General features: G+C 51.8%; 12 protein-coding genes. 2 read left to right on the top strand and 10 right to left on the bottom strand.

Annotation, left to right across the window (positions count from 1 at the left end; all coding sequences use genetic code 11):
• Positions 1 to 12: 12 nt before the first annotated feature.
• On the bottom strand, positions 13 to 1254 hold the full coding sequence (locus GJJ30_RS23200) for a sensor histidine kinase (RefSeq protein WP_310588369.1): 1242 nt from the start codon (positions 1252 to 1254) through the stop codon (positions 13 to 15).
• Between the two features lie 177 nt (positions 1255 to 1431).
• Here GJJ30_RS23200 and GJJ30_RS23195 point away from each other — a divergent pair, with 177 nt between their 5' ends.
• On the top strand, positions 1432 to 1812 hold the full coding sequence (locus tag GJJ30_RS23195; protein WP_154177583.1) for a DUF1573 domain-containing protein: 381 nt from the start codon (positions 1432 to 1434) through the stop codon (positions 1810 to 1812).
• 267 nt (positions 1813 to 2079) lie between these two features.
• Here GJJ30_RS23195 and GJJ30_RS23190 read toward each other — a convergent pair whose 3' ends face one another.
• From GJJ30_RS23190 to GJJ30_RS23175, 4 genes are all read right to left on the bottom strand, one after another.
• Entirely contained in the window at positions 2080 to 2586 is a 507-nt protein-coding gene (locus GJJ30_RS23190; RefSeq protein WP_154177582.1) for a hypothetical protein, read from the bottom strand.
• A gap of 104 nt (positions 2587 to 2690) precedes the next feature.
• Complete coding sequence (gene lepB / locus GJJ30_RS23185; RefSeq protein WP_154177581.1) at positions 2691 to 3860, bottom strand: signal peptidase I; 1170 nt, start codon at positions 3858 to 3860, stop codon at positions 2691 to 2693.
• Positions 3861 to 3959: 99 nt separating this feature from the next.
• Positions 3960 to 6368 carry an ABC transporter permease gene (locus GJJ30_RS23180; RefSeq protein ID WP_154177580.1) on the bottom strand — a complete coding sequence of 803 codons (2409 nt, stop codon included), beginning with the start codon at positions 6366 to 6368 and terminating at the stop codon, positions 3960 to 3962.
• A 251-nt stretch (positions 6369 to 6619) separates the two neighbouring features.
• Positions 6620 to 9040 (bottom strand): ABC transporter permease, encoded by a 2421-nt coding sequence (locus GJJ30_RS23175; RefSeq protein ID WP_154177579.1) that lies wholly within the window; start codon positions 9038 to 9040, stop codon positions 6620 to 6622.
• 44 nt (positions 9041 to 9084) lie between these two features.
• Here GJJ30_RS23175 and GJJ30_RS23170 point away from each other — a divergent pair, with 44 nt between their 5' ends.
• On the top strand, positions 9085 to 9561 hold the full coding sequence (locus GJJ30_RS23170) for a Uma2 family endonuclease (RefSeq protein ID WP_154177578.1): 477 nt from the start codon (positions 9085 to 9087) through the stop codon (positions 9559 to 9561).
• Here GJJ30_RS23170 and GJJ30_RS23165 read toward each other — a convergent pair.
• The 5 genes from GJJ30_RS23165 to GJJ30_RS23145 form a co-directional block, all read right to left on the bottom strand.
• A complete protein-coding gene (locus GJJ30_RS23165) occupies positions 9554 to 10453 on the bottom strand; it encodes a winged helix-turn-helix domain-containing protein (protein WP_154177577.1) in 900 nt (299 codons plus the stop codon). The two genes, GJJ30_RS23170 and GJJ30_RS23165, sit on opposite strands and share 8 nt — an antisense overlap.
• A 301-nt stretch (positions 10454 to 10754) precedes the next feature.
• Positions 10755 to 11255, bottom strand: a complete 501-nt coding sequence (locus GJJ30_RS23160; RefSeq protein ID WP_154177576.1) for a hypothetical protein — start codon at positions 11253 to 11255, stop codon at positions 10755 to 10757.
• Between the two features lie 207 nt (positions 11256 to 11462).
• Positions 11463 to 11759 (bottom strand): hypothetical protein, encoded by a 297-nt coding sequence (locus GJJ30_RS23155; protein WP_154177575.1) that lies wholly within the window; start codon positions 11757 to 11759, stop codon positions 11463 to 11465.
• Positions 11760 to 11783: 24 nt separating this feature from the next.
• Entirely contained in the window at positions 11784 to 14216 is a 2433-nt protein-coding gene (locus tag GJJ30_RS23150) for an ABC transporter permease (RefSeq protein WP_154177574.1), read from the bottom strand.
• Positions 14217 to 14323: 107 nt separating this feature from the next.
• The gene (locus GJJ30_RS23145) at positions 14324 to 15478 is read right to left on the bottom strand and encodes an ABC transporter permease (RefSeq protein WP_154177573.1); all 1155 of its coding nucleotides are present in this window, start codon (positions 15476 to 15478) and stop codon (positions 14324 to 14326) included.
• Positions 15479 to 15537 lie beyond the last annotated feature (59 nt).

The following is a 15537-nucleotide window of genomic DNA, read 5'->3' as shown; positions in this document are numbered from 1 at the left end:
ATGTCAGCCAAATCAGGTTCGGAGCTTCACGGTAAAAATGCTGCCAACGCCCAATTCACTGTGCAACTGAATGCGCCATCGGTGGGCTTTGATCACCTTCCGGACGTAGTACAACCCCAATCCGAATCCTTTGACATTGTGGACGTTGCCGGTTGGCACGCGGTAAAACTGGCTGAAAACCACGTCGAGGTGTTCTTTCGCAATCCCAATGCCGTTGTCCTGCACCGACCAGATCAGCGTGTTGCCTTCGTTGCGGGTTTGAATCAGAATGTGGGGCGTGTTTCGGGTGTATTTGATCGCATTGTCGATCAGGTTGTTAATGCTGTTTTCCAGGTGATAGCGGTCGGCGCGGATGAGCGGTTTTTCCGCCCGGAGTTCCAGCGAAACATGCGGCTGAAAATTGGTCGCAGCCTCGGTCAGCAACTGGTGCAAATCGACATCGGTGTAATTCAGGCAAAACCGCATCTGCTCCGAGCGCGACAGTTGCAGCACGTTGCTGATCTGTTTTTGCAGCCGCTGGCTTTCTTCGTCCAGCACCTTGACGTATTGCCGATGGCGCTCGGGCTGGTCGAGAATGGCGTCGGAACCCAGCACCCCGGCGGCAATGCGCAGAGTAGCCACCGGCGTTTGCAGTTCGTGGGTGATGTTGTTGATAAAATCCCGCTGCACCTCCGTCAGTCGCCGTTGCCGCAGCACCACAATCAGCGTGTAGCCAAAAAACAGAACCACGAGCAAAACCGCTGCCGACGACAAGATCCAGCCGTCGAGGTGTCCGGCAATGAACCCCGCTTGGCTCGGAAACCGGATGCCAAAATAATACGGATTGCCCGCCAGCTTCGGCAGATTCGGACTGGTGCGGACCGGTTTTCGGACGGAGTTGGTGCCCACAAAGGCGCCGTGCAGCATGCGGTCGCTTTCGCAGTTGTAAATACCGTATTCAAAATCGGTGATCAGGTTGTGTTCGCGCAGTGACGTCTGGATGTAATGTTCCAATACCACCGGCTCAATGGGCGAATCGGTGTTGACGATGAAATAATCGGGCGACAGTTGCGAAACCGCATCGCAGCTTTGCGGAATCCGGTTCAGTTGACCCACGCGGTCGGCCACGTCCTGCAGGGCAATAAACGCCGTTTGCCGGAATTGCCGCTCCCGCAGGGCGTACGCTTTGCGGACCCACACAATCTGGACGGTAACGATGCCGATAATCGAAATGACCGACAGGATAACTAAACTACGGATGACGCGCCGGGACACAGGTGTTCAATTTTGATCCAACTAAAACCGTACCTCAAAAATCGGCTCTCTTCCCTTAAAAACCAATTTCTTAACAACTCATTAACAACCATTGACGAGCCGTTAACAGCCTGGCGTTGCAGCGAAATTTACCTTTGTGAAGTTCTTTTTATCAATCCCGTTAACACACAAAACACCATGAAACGAATCCTGACGATTACCTCTTTTCTGTGGCTGCTCGCGGCCGGCGCCCTGATTGCTCATTCGCTGCTGGCGGTTTTCAGCTGGGAAGAAACCGACCACGATTTCGGTAAAATCCAGCAGGGAAAACCCGTTGTCGCTGAGTTTTCTTTTTCCAACAAAGGCGGAGTTCCGCTGGTGATCAGCAACGCGAAGGGTTCGTGCGGCTGCACGGGCGTCGATTTCCCGAAGGAAGCCATTATGCCCGGCAAATCCGGCAAGATCAAAGCCACGTTTAATGCCGCTTCGATCGGTTCGTTCAACAAAACCGTTACCGTCGAATCCAATGCCGAAGGTGGCACGAAAGTGTTGACCATCAAAGGCGAAGTCGTGCGCTGATTTTAGTACCAGAAACAACAAATACGAACTCAAAAACCGGGTGCGTATAACGAAGGTTTACGTACCCGGTTTTTATTTAATATGAATGATGGACCACTACATTGAACTCCATTGCGATGCCATTAGGCATCTGAAGTTTGTAGCCGTAATTTCATATTCATCAAGCCGCCTGCCGTAGGTAGGCAACGGTTGCCTACGGCAGGCGATTGAAAATTAAGCCTATTGTTCTACAAACATTTCGTCTCTACGAGACGGAAAAAAGCACAATCACTTTATTTCTGTCTTCTCAGCCTTCAGGATATTTTTCAACAGCCTGGTCGCTTCGTAGACTTCGTACTCAAATCCCAGCTTGAAGGCTACATAAATGCCCACGGTAAGGAACGTGGGTTTTACCAAATCCGGGGGCACGTGGCCGGTAGCGATTCGCTGATAGGCAACGTACAGCAAAAAACCACCGGCAACCAACAGCAGACACCAGGTAAAAAACTGTACGAACAGGGGCAATGTCATCACGATCCGGATATCTAAACCACCCATCCCATTCGATTCAAAACGGCCTTTGACAAGTGGTAGAAACGAATTCCGATACCGGATAATCCGGGAAATCTCAAACCCGGTTTCGCTTATTTTTCCCTGAAATAATTCCGTTCTGGTCTCAAATAGCCGCAGGGTGAACGAACTGGAGTCGGTCACCTCAGCAAGGGCTTCAACGGCCTGCTTCCGGCTGATCGCGGAATTCAGGCTCAGTTCCCGGTAGAAAAAAGGGGTTATCATCGGTAGTCAGCCACGTACTTAGCTGTGTTTTTACTGCATTAGTCGCTAAAAACCAATCAGCGGTAACACGTTTACCTCCGAATCAACTGACTACCGACGCGCCTTTACTCAATCACCCGAAACAGCCGGTTCCAGCGGATTTTGGCCCAAACCGTAGCCGGATCGGGGTCGAGCGACATCCAGACAAAAACCGCCTTGCCGACAATGTGGTTTTCCGGCACGAAACCCCAGTAGCGGGAGTCGTCGGAATTGTGGCGGTTGTCGCCCATCATGAAGTAATAATCCTGCTTGAAGGTGTACGACGTAATCGGCTTTCCGTCGATTTTGACGCTCGTTGGCGTTATTTCGACCTTTTTATTGTCTTCGTGGCGGCTGATCAGCGTGCCGTAAACCGCAATGGTTTGCGGATTGATCGGTACGGTCTGGCCCTTTTTCGGCACCATCAGCGGACCGAAATTGTCGCGGTTCCAGGCGTAGGCTGAGCCACCGTAAATGCCCTGCGCGGGTTGTCCGGCCGGTTCTGTCATCCGTTCGATGCCTTTCACCCAATCCAATTCCTTGAATTTAGCAATCACGTCCGGCGTGGTCGTCACACTGTAACCAACCAGTTCCGAAGCCTTTTTGGCTTCGTTGTATTCCTCGATGGGTTGCCAGTTGATGAACGGTCCTTCGGCGGATTTGAAGTCGTTGATGATGTTGTATTTCCGGAAAAACCGCTCGTTCAGCACTTCCGTAGTCCTGACGAAGTAGTTGGTTTCGGCCCGCACCGGCGTCGGAAACGCCTTGCCGTTGACGTAGACCTGCTCCTGCCGGATTTCAATTTTATCGCCCGGAATGCCGATACAGCGTTTGATGAGGTTGGTCCGCAAATCCATCGGATAATCCGGTTCTCCGGCTTTCGGCGGTGGAAAATTGAAGACGACGACATCGCCGTTCTTCACGCTCGTAAAACCGGGCAGCCGAAACGACGGCAGTTGAATGAGGTCGCTGTACGATGGAATTTCGGTTCCCCAAATCTTCTGGTGCGTCAGCGGAATTTGCAAAGGCGTCTGGGGTGTTCTGGAACCGTAATGCAGTTTGCTCACAAATAGAAAATCGCCCACAAGCAGGCTATTTTCCATCGCCGGCGTCGGAATGGCGTAGGCTTCAAAGGTCAGAAACCGAATCAGGGTCGCGGCAATCACCGCAAACAGTATCGAATCGAACCATTCCCGCAGGAAGGATTTTTTAGGTTTGGAAGGCTTTGTAACCGAACCAGGTAAGATTTTGCGCATACGAAGCAGAATTTACGAATTAAGCTACGCAAAATACCGTTTCGCTGGGCTAAAGGGAATCAATTTTACAGGAATGGTCTGAATCGTCTTGAACTGGGATTACTCCGTCTTCAAACTCTTCACCGGATTCATCAGCGCGGCTTTGATGCTCTGGAACGAAACCGTGGCGAAGGCGATGGCGATGGCAATAACCGCCGTTAGAATAAACACCCAGGGGCTGATACTGGTTCGATACACGAAACCTTCCAGCCATTGACTCATGGCCCACCACGCTACGGGCGACGCCAGCACAAGCGCAATCAGGACCAGCTTCAGCAGGTCCTTGGAGAGCAGCGCCACCAGACCGGGCGTCGATGCGCCCAGCACCTTGCGGATGCCGATTTCTTTGGTGCGCTGTTCGGCCATGAACATCGATAGGCCGAACAAGCCGAGGCAGGAAATCAGAATGGCAATACCAGCGAAAATACCGAACAGTTTCTGCTGCGTTTGCTCGGTGGTATAAAGTCGTCCAAACCGCTGATCCAGAAACTCATACGAAAAAGGCTGGTTTGAAAACCGGCGCTTCCAGACGGATTCGATGTGCGTCAGGGCGGTTTGCAAACCGGTTCCACCCGCCACGCGAATCGAAATCCAGCCATTTCGCTCGGGCAGCATAAACATGGCGATGGGCGGAATGGCCTGACGCAGGGATTCAAAATGAAAATCTTTGGTGACGCCGACAACCTGACCGCGCCGTTGGCCGTAGCCAAATGGTTTCCCGATAGCCTGCTCGGGATTTTTCCAGCCCAGCATGCGGGCCGCGGTTTCGTTGATAATAAACGCGGCCGTATCGTCCGTGGTGTAAGCGCGGGAGAAGTTTCGCCCGGCCGCCATTTTCATCGAGTAAGCCGGAATAAAGTCATGGTCGATCGATAACGCCTTCAGAATCACCTTGCTCGGTGCCATACTGTCGCCCTTGGCCACGTACGCATCCCAGGAATCCAGCAGCCGTCCCGACGGAATCCGCGACGACAGCCCGACCTCCAGCACGGCGCTGTTGCTCTTTAACTCCTGCTTCAGCGCTTCGGAATTGGTCGTCGAATCGTCTACCGTCCGCAGCAAAACAATCTGATCTTTTTGATAACCCAGTTTATAATTCCGGATGAAATCCATCTGGTTATAGACCACAATCGTGCTGATAATGAGCGCCACCGCAATGGCAAACTGGGTGACTACCAGCGCCTGACGGAACCGCCCCGTCCGCATGGCCGACGCAATTTTTCCTTTTAAAACACTGATCGGCTGAAATGAAGTCAGGAAAAAAGCCGGGTAACTCCCCGACACCAGCCCTGTCAACAGGGTGATACCGGCCACGATACCCAGAAAAACCGGATGCTTCAGTTGGACCAGCGTCAATTGTTTCTGGGTAAAATCGTTCAGAAATGGCAGGCACAAAACCACCAGAATCAACGCCAGGCTCAACGCAAAAACCACCAGCAGAATGGATTCGCTCAGAAACTGGCTCACGAGTTGCCCCCGGTGCGCGCCAACAACCTTCCGCATCCCGACCTCCTTCGCCCGACCCGCCGAGCGGGCGGTTGCCAGGTTCATGTAATTGATGCAGGCAATCAGGAGAATGAACAAGCCAATCGCCGAGAACATGTACACGTAGCGAATATCACCATCGGCTTCCAGCGCATCATCCGTGTCGGAACGCAGGTGGACATCGGTCAGTTTTTGTAGATTCAGCACGGAATAGGTCGATGCCTTGGGTTCGATCCGGCGGTTTTGAAACGCCGGAAACGCCTTGACCAATTTGGCCGGATCGGTGCCGGGCGCCAGCAACACATACGTCAGAAACGAATTGTTGCCCCAGTTGGTCCGCAGTCCCTCGGCCCCGTAAACCCGGTTGTCGTTCAGCGTAGTGAACGATACCAGAAAATCCGGATGAATGTGCGACTGGGCCGGCAACGGTTCAAAAACGCCCGTTACCATCAATTCAAACTGGTTGTTACTCTTCAAGCTTTTTCCCATTGGCGATTCTTTCCCGAAATATTTCTCCGCCATCGGCCGCGACAGCATGATGGAAAAAGGCCGGGCCAGCGCTTTGGCCGGATCACCGCTGATCACCTTGAAATCCAGCACTTTAAAAATATTTTCTTCAGCAAACAGCACCTTGTTTTCGTTGTAGGTGTGCTCACCGTATTTAAGCAGCGAATTGGTGCCGAGGGTTCGGACCACCTCTTCGGCCTGCGGAAAATCCTGTTTGATCAGCGGCCCGAAGGGGGGCGCCACCGTACCTAATTTCAGTTCGACGGTGCCGTCGTTGGAATTGAGAAAAGTGCGCAAAACCCGGTAGGTCCGGTCGGCTTTGGCATTGTACCGATCGAAGCTGATCTCATCACGCACGTACAGCGCGATCAGCAGGAAGCAGGCGAGCCCGATGGCCACACCAACGATATTGATAAAGCCGAATGTCTTGTGTTTCAGTAAATTGCGAAAAGCAATTTTCAGATAGTTTCTCAGCATAAAGTTCGTCGTTCACTGTCCGGAAAAGGCACGGTTTTCTATGCTCAAACGATATACCACAAATCCCAATTAAATGACTATCAACTATTTATCACAACCGTCCCCAGTCATTTGTCCGTTTGCGGACGCTTGGTCGTTCGCTGGCGGACAAGGGTTGTTACACAGGGTTTATCAGGGGAAATCAGAGTTTATCAGAGAAAAATAAAACCCTGATTAACCCTGATTTCCTCTGATTAGCCCTGTGTAATAACTCACTCCCTCCTCAAGCTCTCCACAGGGTTCAGCAGAGCGGTTTTGGCGGATTGGAGCGACACCGTCAGCAGGGTGACTCCGATGGCCAGCAAACCGGCTCCGGCAAACATCCACCACTGAATCTCCACCCGGTAGACAAAATTTTGCAGCCAGCTGCCCATCACCCAGGCCGCAGCGGGCGAGGCCAGGGCAATGGCCGCCAGAACCGGTTTCAGAAAATCTTTCGACAGCAGGGTAACAATGTCCAGTACCGTTGCGCCCAGCACTTTCCGAACCCCGATTTCTTTGGTGCGCTGCCCGGTTGCCAGCTTCGCCAGTCCAAAGACGCCAATGACGCAAATCAACAGGGCCAGCCCGGTGGCATAGCTCACAATTCGCAGCCATTTCTGCTCCTGCTCGTAGCCTTTGGCGTTCACCTCATCCAGAAAAGCATAGTCCATCTCAATCGAGGAATAGGCTCTCCCGAATACTTTTTTCAAGCTGGTAATCGCTTCCTGTTGCCGGTTTTTGTCAATTTTCACGAGCATTCCACTGGCCTCGTCTTCGCGAATAAACAACGCCATTGGCGGAATCCGCTCCCGCAATGAACGAGCATGAAAATCCTTCATTACGCCAACGATGGTCAGCGGTTTTTGACTAAAATTCTCGTGCAGACGGATTTGTTTTCCAATGGGTTTCTCCAAACCGGCGGCCTTGACAAAAGCTTCATTGACAAGAACCGCATCCGATTTATCAGAATGAAGATTGGGCAACAGATTGCGTCTCGCTTTCAGATGGATACCCAATACCGACAGGTAATTTTCGTCGATGTACTGGTAGCGGCTCTCGATTTTTCGGCCAGCCACGCGCGTCTCATACGACCCGCCGAGGTCGCTGTAAAACGAAACCTGCCGGATCGATGGCTCGTTGGCCAGTTCGGACCGCAGAAACGCCTGATCGCCTTTCAGGTTTTTGCTGGAGGGAATGTAGGTTGCGATCACCTGATACGGATCATAACCCAAATCTTTGGTCCTTACATAATCCATCTGATAGTAAAAAACCGTAGTCGCAATGACCAGAAAAACCGATAGCGCGAACTGAATCATTACCAGCGTTTGGCCAAACCCGTTGCGCCCCGAAAGGCGTGGTTTGTTGTAAAGTACTTCCGTGGGCTTGAATTTAGCCAGGACGAAAGCGGGATAAAATCCCGACAAAAATACATTGATAATCAACAGAACAATAAAATAAAGCAGCAACCAACCGTCCAGGATTTGACGGAATACAATTGCTTTGGTGGCCAGCTGATTAAAAACCGGCAGCGCCAGTTGCACCAGCAAAACCGCCATTCCGAAGGCGATGAAACACAGAATGGCCGACTCGCCCAGAAATTGTACAATAATGAGTTTCCGGCTGCTTCCGGTCACTTTCCGAACGCCGATTTCTTTCGTCCGTTTCAGCGAATTGGCAAGGCTGATATTGATGAAATTAATGGTCGCCATCAGCAGAATGAAAGCTGAAATGCCAAGGAAAATGTACGAAAAAACCGGGTTACTGCCGTTGGTAACCCCGCCCTCGCGGTTGTTTTCGCGGTGGTACAGAGGCTGTAGATGAATGTCGGTCATGGGCTGTAAACCGTACTGGATGGCGGGATCAAAACCGTAGTTTTTCCGGTTTTCGGCCACCTGATCGCGGGCGTGAATGGCGTATACTTTGCCGAATTTCCTAACAACCTTTTCTACATCGGCCCTGGGGTGTAAAACGACAAACGTGCTCAGGTACGAATTCAGCCAGCTCGTATCATCGAACGAAGCCTGCATAAACCGGAACGGAAACAGCAGATCGAACTGCAGGGACGAGTTTTTGGGCGGGTCCTGTACCACGCCAGTGATGATGGAAGCCCCCAATCGGCGGCCCGACGGGCCGTCTTCCAGCAACACTTTTCCGATCACATCAAGGCTATTGAATAGTTTTCGCGCGGTTCGTTCGGTAACCACCACCGTCCCTGCACCTCGCAAAGCGGTTTCGGGATTACCACTTAACAACCTGAAAGAAAATACGTTGAAAAAAGTAGAATCGACAAAAAAAGGCTGTAGAATGGAGGATTTCTGGTTCGCAACAAACGTGCTCTGAATGTCACCGCCCATCACCCGAACGTAATCCTGGACTTCCGGCACCTGGGCTTTAAACGTTGGGCCCTGCACCTGCCCCGTGCCACCGTTTGTCTCGGCCAGCCCGCCTTTGGTTTCGGTCAGGGTGGTGGTTATTCGGTAGAGGTGCGGATTTCGCTCGTGAAACCGGTCGAAGCTTTGTTCGTCTTTGATGTAGAGAATGGCCAGCAACACACAGGCGATTCCGACGGACAATCCGACGACGTTAATGACCGAATACAGGCGGTTTTGCCACAGCGTCCGGAAGGCGATTTTGAGGTAACTTTGGAGCATTTACTGGTTTGTTTTTCGTATTTTTGTAAAAACCGCTCTGTGTTATGGATGATGTCATTGAATTAACGGAAGCCGAAATTCTACGTGGGAAACCCATGCCCAGTCGCAATCACTCTATTTTAGAAGGTCGCTTAAGTCACTTGATTCTGGACCAATATGAGTCGACTTTTGATGTCCTGACCGAGCTTGACCTTGACTTAATTTATGGTACAGCCATTCCCGATATCTGCATTTATCCCAAGCTGACATTCAATTGGGAGGATGACGATATCATTAAAATGACCACACCACCGATTACAACAATCGAAATTCTGTCACCCCGGCAGGCCTATGAAGTTTTGGCGAGCAAAATTCGGAAAGTGTATTTTCCGTCGGGGGTGCAGTCGGCCTGGATCGTGATGCCGTCGGTGAAAACCGTTCAGCTTTTTTTAGCGAATGATTCGGTCCAATATTTTCGAGACAGCATTTTCAACGATCCAGTAACGGGAATTGAACTGGATCTGAAAACCGTATTCAAATAGGTCGGATTTCCAGCCGATAGCCGACGCCGTGGACGGCGGCAATTTTTACTGTCGGGTCGTCCTGAAGCAGTTTGCGAAGCCGGGACACGAATACGTCCACACTGCGCCCCACAATGATTCCTTCGTCTTCCCAAACCGATTTAAGGATAAAGTCGCGCTCCAGCAACTGGTTGGGGCTACCCGCAAAAAGACGGAGTAATTTCGCTTCCCGATACGTCAGGTCGTGTTCCAGATCATTGGACCACAGCTTCAGATTGGCCATATCGAGACTGGAGTTCCCGAAATGGAGCTTGGGGTTTTCTACCGGTGCAGCATCCGATGAAGCGTTCCCTTCCTTCGAAGACGACCGGCGGAAAACCGTAAAAACCAGCGCTGTCAGCACGCTTCCGATGGCCAGCATCCACCAGTTCATGGCGGTTTGGGGTGCGGCTTCAGGAGTTGCAAACCTGATTTGCAGATTGTAACAGCCATTGGTTTGTACCCGACCGCTGCAGGCAACGTTCTGCTTTTTCTGAACATCTAAAACCGAATACCCCAATTGAATTTTACCGTTGGCACAGTTCAGAACGGCAACGTCGTAGGTCTCGTTAATAGAATGAATCTGAAGGGATTGCTGCAACAAGCCGGGCAATTTACCGTAGTCGAACGGATGGTCTAACCGAATCAGAAAAGTAGTGGCATCGGTTTGCTGAACGGGCGGAATCTGCGACGTGGAATCTCCGGCGGCTGCCAGCAACTGGTGGGCTGTCCGGCGAAGGGCGAGGTTAACTTTCTCCGCAAACCGGTTCTTTTCGGTCTGTGCCGACGTAGGTGTCGAACGAACAAACTGCACGAACAGCAAGGCCGTTAGCAGTGCAACACTGAGTGCGATGATCCGGGTTACTTTTCCCATCTTAATTCAGTTTTATTCCTTGCGAACAACGTCCTTCATTCCTCTTCAGATTCATCTTGCACGAACGGATCGCTGCCCGTTTTTTAAGTTCGATTTTCAATCGTTTAACGACCTCCGGTTTTCGATTGACAAGCAACAATGTTCCGGCCAACGACATTTGTTAAACGCTGCAATCGTATTTTTTCACTAAAATACTCAAAATAAAGAACCGAATCGCACGCACCCGCGCAATCCGTGGCCGTGCCTGGACGGTTTTGCATCCACTTTTCCGTTTTCTGCGAAAAACCGCCCAGGCATCACCTTAACAACCGTCACCCTTTTGGAACGGCAATTTGAGAAACCAGAAAAGCTTCAGCCGGATGACGCGCCTGGCTACAGCATCTTCTTTTCGCGTCGGCTCAATCACCAGTTCATCGCCAGCCTGGGCAAAGGCCAGCACATTGGCGAGTTCCACTTCATCCGTTTCGCAGGCCGTTCCTTCTTTGACTTTGTTGAGCGGTTTTCCGTCCCGTCGCAGATACGCCCGAAAGGGCACTTTAACGGCATCGGCCGAATAGGGATCACCCGCAACAATGGCTAACTTGCCTCGGCTAGTGAGTGAGAAAAAGGAATAATCCAGCGGAATGCCATCTAAAAGTAAAGGATTATCGGAAAACGCTTTCGTCTTTTTATCATCTGTTGACTTCCGGTTTTCGTATGAATCGGAAACCCGGTTTTCCACCAATCGGGCGGAGTTACTGTAGAGCGCCGGCAGCAAAGCCGTGCAGCAAAAGAAGGCGAGGAAAATCAATTTTCGTGACATATTGGCTTTCGTTAAATCGTGATAGGCCAAATGTATCGGGTGTTCAAAAACCGGGCAATTAAGGCCGGTAAAACATTGTAAACGAAATGTAAAAGTGTTGTTTTGGGCTGTTTCGCGGAGATTAGCGGAGAAAAAGGGAGTTAAGCAGAGGTTTTTATTCCTCTCCGCTTAGCTCCCTTTTTCTCCGCTAATCTCCGCGAAACAACTTTAAGACTCAACCAGCAACCTGCGCTGTTTGATCAGATCTTCCCGTTTTACAAACGTGATCGGGACGAATTGATCGGTGGGCGAGCCGATGTAGTAGAGCGTCCAGTCCTGATCATAGCCCGCGAGCATCTGCCGGATGCAGTCCACGCGGTCGATGCTCGGAATGTTGCAATCTTCCCAGTAAAACAGCTCTACCCGGTAGTGCAAAGCCTGTTTCTGGCCGTTGATCGTGACTTCAATTTCGATGTCCTGCTTACCGGGCATCGTCGGAATTGGGATAGCGATATGTGCTGCCATGGTTATATGAGATTGGGTATTCAGTTATTCACTCCGAAGACTTTTTACCGGGTTGGTCAAAGCGGCTTTGATGCTTTGGAAACTGACGGTTACGAAGGCAATTCCGATGGCCATTACCGCTCCGACGGCAAACACCCACCATTCGATATCGACTTTGTACGCAAATGCCTGCAGCCACTTGTCGGTGAAATAATAGGCAATCGGCGAAGCAATCAGGATGGCGATTACCACGAGTTTCAGGAAATCCCGCGTCAGTAAGCCCACAATACTAACGATCGTTGCACCCAGCACCTTGCGGACGCCCACTTCTTTAACCCGCTGAAACGCAATCAGGGTCGACAGACCAAACAGCCCGAGGCAACTGATGACTACAGCCACCGCCGTCGCCAGGTTGATGATCCGCGACATGTTCCGCTCGCGGGTATAAATCTCCTCCAGCGTGCTGTCGAAGAATTTGTAAGTGAATGGTTCGGTCGGGTAAAACTGCTTCCAGGTTTGCTCCATCTGTTTGATCGTGGCCTGCCACTGATCCGGATTCGCTGCGGCCAGTTTCACACTGAACGTCGTCAGGCGCTTTTTCGCCGTCATCAGCAACAGCGGTTCTATTTTCTGGTAAAATGATCCGGTGTGAAAATCTTTCACGACGCCGACAATCTGAATCGGGCGACCGTCCAGTTGCTGGATGTATTTCCCAACCGCTTCCTGGGGCGACCTCATCCCGAATTCGTGCAGGGCGGTTTCGTTGATGATGTATTCGCGGACAGTATCGGATGCGGCTAAATTGCGGCCCGCCAGCAGCGGTATTTTATACAGCGAAAGCAGCGTCGTATCGACATACTTCATAAACATCGTCTTTTCGATGATCGCGCCTTTTTTCGGCTTGTACTGAAAACTATTGCTGTTGAACGAGGTGTTCAGGGGCGGATTGCCGAGGGCAACGGTCGTAACACCGGGCTGCTTCGCCAGTTCCTGCTGCAACGTAAACTGCCGGTTCTGGTACGTCGGTTTGCTCTGCAGTTTCCAGGGTACGTTGAAAACCAAAACCGCTTCCCGGTTGAATCCAAGGTCTTTATTAAGCAGATAATGCAGTTGCTGACCAACCAGCATCGTGCCGACAATGAACAATTGCGCCACCACAAACTGAAAGACAATCAGGCTTTTGCGCAGCGTCAAACCACCTTTTCCCACTTCCGTCGTCACCTGCCCGCGCATCATGCTCACGGCCTTCACGCGGGTCACCAGCCAGCCGGGATACAGTCCCGAAAAACCGGTAACGCCCAGCAGCAGCACCAGCAGAAAAACCGCCATTTTCCCATAGTCCGTATATTGGTCCAGCCCTTCCGGAATCAGTTCCTGAAAAGTAGCCATTGCCCAGCGCGACAGGAAAAACGACAGCCCCACCGCCAACACCGTGATAACCAGCGTTTCGCCCAGAAACTGCCGGATCAGATGCCAGCGCGAACTGCCCAGCGTTTTGCGAATCCCGACTTCTTTGGCCCGCTGCGGCATCTGCGCCGTCGTCAGGTTGATGTAATTGATGCAGGCCAGCAGCAGCAGAAAAACCGCAATGCCGATTAAGCCATACAGCACGTTCGGATTGGCTTTGCGCAGGTTTTCGCTGTAATCCGTTGAAAAATGAACCTCAGCCAGCGGAATAAATTGATGCCAGTGCTGGAAATGATATTTTTCCATACTTTCCGCACCCGCTTTGGCCGAAATTGCATTGATTTGCTTCAAGACCTTCTCAGGAGACGCATTCGGTACAAGCTGGACGTACAGCCTCGTTTGAGAACTGACTCCGCCCCAATTCGGATTCGAATTCTGGCTGTACTTGACCGGAAAAAACTCCCGGGCGTCGAAGCTGCTCGGAAAATCGAGGTCGGCCACAACGCCCGAAACCCGGACGGCAACGGTATCGTCGTACATGATTGTCCGGCCCAGCACGTTGGCCGCCGGAACACCCGGAAAATATTTCTCCGCCCGGCTTTGCGTCAGCACCACTTTATTGGGGCCATCGAAAGCTGTAGCCACGTTCCCGGCCAGCCACCGGTGCGGCACCATGTCGAAATACTGTGGACTGGTGGCGATGATTTTCTCCGGTTCCTCAAACCGGTTCGAACCGACTTTTCCGCCCGGAATCACCGCGCTTTCTTTCCACTGGTCCCAAACCGGCACCACCTTCTCCAGCCCCGGCACCTGCTCCTGGATGGCGTCGGCCATCGGCATCGGCACCCCGGCATTTTTTCGTTCGTCCCCATCCGATTTAAAGTGACTGACCACCCGGTAAATCCGGTTCCGGTTCGGCTGTTGGGTATCGAAGCTGAACTCGTAGTTCACGATCCGGTAAATGGCCCAGCAACTGCTGATGCCGATGGCCAGCCCCAGCACGTTCAGGGTGGTAAATAAACGGTTCCGCCAAAGGTGGCGCAGGGTGGTTTTGAAGTAGTTACCTTGCATGTTTTGACAATGAAGAATGAACAATTAACAATGAATGAAGCGAGCGGGACTGACCGAATACCAGTGGCTATTTTTCATTATTAATTGTTCATTGTTAATGAATTTAATTATTCACTCCGCAGCGACTTCACCGGATTCATCAACGCGGCTTTGATGCTTTGGAAACTGATGGTGATCAGGGCAATCAGCGTGGCCAGCACCCCAGCCAGCGCAAAAATTCCGGCACCCATCGACGTGCGGTAGGCAAAACCGGCCAGCCAGTCGTTCATCAGGTATCCCGCCACCGGAGCGGCCAGCACAATGGCAATCAAAACGAGTTTCATAAAATCTTTCGTCAGCAGCATCACGATGGTCGAGGTATCAGCGCCCAGCACTTTCCGAATGCCGATTTCGCGCGTCCGTCGGGCCACGGTAAAGGAAATCAGGCCCAGCAAACCGAGCGACGCAATGAAAATGGCGAGTCCGGCAAACAGGCCGAAAACCGTACCAAATTGCTGATCCGACTGGTATTGCTGGTTAAAGAAATCGTCCAGAAAGAAATATTCGAACGGATTGCCGGGAAACGACTGTTCAAACTGCCGCTCGACGGCCGCAATCGTGGCGGGTAAATCGCCTGTCCGAACTTTCAATGAATAGTAGCTCAGATTGCGTAGCCGATCCGCCCGACGATAGAGTGACAGAAAAACCATCGGATCTTTGGCCATCTTCAGCCCCTGCTGGTGGAAATCCTTTACGACACCGACAATGTGCAGGGGGTTGTCGCCCGACACGATTTCTTTGTTGAGGGCGTCATCCGGCGATTTAAACCCGAACGTACTCACCGCCGTTTCGTTCAGCAAAACCGCCATTGAATCGGTGCCGAAACTCCGGTTGAAGTTGCGACCCGCGACCAGGCCAATTTTGTAACTGTCCAGAAAATCGTTGTCAATCGACGTGATGAACATGGTATTGAAATTCTCGCGGTTCTGGTCTTTGCGCCGGAAACTGTTGGTCCACAGAATTTCGATGCCCGGCACGTAGGCCGAGCCCGTTGCACTTTCGGCCAGATTCTGGCTGATCAACTGCTGCTTGAACGTTTCCGAGCGCGTCGGGAAACTGGCGTCGGTGACGCTGGGTGCCTGCACCACCAGCGTCTGTTCCTTATTAAAACCCAACTCCTGCTGCTGCATGTAGCGGAGTTGTTTGTAAACCGTCAGCGTTCCGATGATCAGGGTTACCGAAGCCGCAAATTGGATCACAATCAACGTCTGCCGCAGTCCCATACCGCGGGGGGGGTGGGGGTAGGGGCCTGAAAAAACAGAAACAAGCTAGAAGAAGGAAA

The organism is Larkinella terrae (assembly GCF_009668025.1).
Taxonomy (GTDB): Bacteria; Bacteroidota; Bacteroidia; order Cytophagales; family Spirosomataceae; genus Larkinella; species Larkinella terrae.
Note: the sequence above shows the minus strand (reverse complement) of the source record. Positions and strands in the feature narration are given on the sequence as shown.

Bases quoted from the DNA above. Each gene is read 5' to 3' on its own strand.
- GJJ30_RS23190 (WP_154177582.1), bottom strand. From the start codon at position 2,586: ATGATAACCCCTTTTTTCTACCGGGAACTGAGCCTGAATTCCGCGATC.
- lepB (WP_154177581.1), bottom strand. From the start codon at position 3,860: ATGCGCAAAATCTTACCTGGTTCGGTTACAAAGCCTTCCAAACCTAAA.
- GJJ30_RS23165 (WP_154177577.1), bottom strand. From the start codon at position 10,453: ATGGGAAAAGTAACCCGGATCATCGCACTCAGTGTTGCACTGCTAACG.
- GJJ30_RS23180 (WP_154177580.1), bottom strand. From the start codon at position 6,368: ATGCTGAGAAACTATCTGAAAATTGCTTTTCGCAATTTACTGAAACAC.
- GJJ30_RS23175 (WP_154177579.1), bottom strand. From the start codon at position 9,040: ATGCTCCAAAGTTACCTCAAAATCGCCTTCCGGACGCTGTGGCAAAAC.
- GJJ30_RS23145 (WP_154177573.1), bottom strand. From the start codon at position 15,478: ATGGGACTGCGGCAGACGTTGATTGTGATCCAATTTGCGGCTTCGGTA.
- GJJ30_RS23195 (WP_154177583.1), top strand. From the start codon at position 1,432: ATGAAACGAATCCTGACGATTACCTCTTTTCTGTGGCTGCTCGCGGCC.
- GJJ30_RS23160 (WP_154177576.1), bottom strand. From the start codon at position 11,255: ATGTCACGAAAATTGATTTTCCTCGCCTTCTTTTGCTGCACGGCTTTG.
- GJJ30_RS23150 (WP_154177574.1), bottom strand. From the start codon at position 14,216: ATGCAAGGTAACTACTTCAAAACCACCCTGCGCCACCTTTGGCGGAAC.
- GJJ30_RS23170 (WP_154177578.1), top strand. From the start codon at position 9,085: ATGGATGATGTCATTGAATTAACGGAAGCCGAAATTCTACGTGGGAAA.
- GJJ30_RS23155 (WP_154177575.1), bottom strand. From the start codon at position 11,759: ATGGCAGCACATATCGCTATCCCAATTCCGACGATGCCCGGTAAGCAG.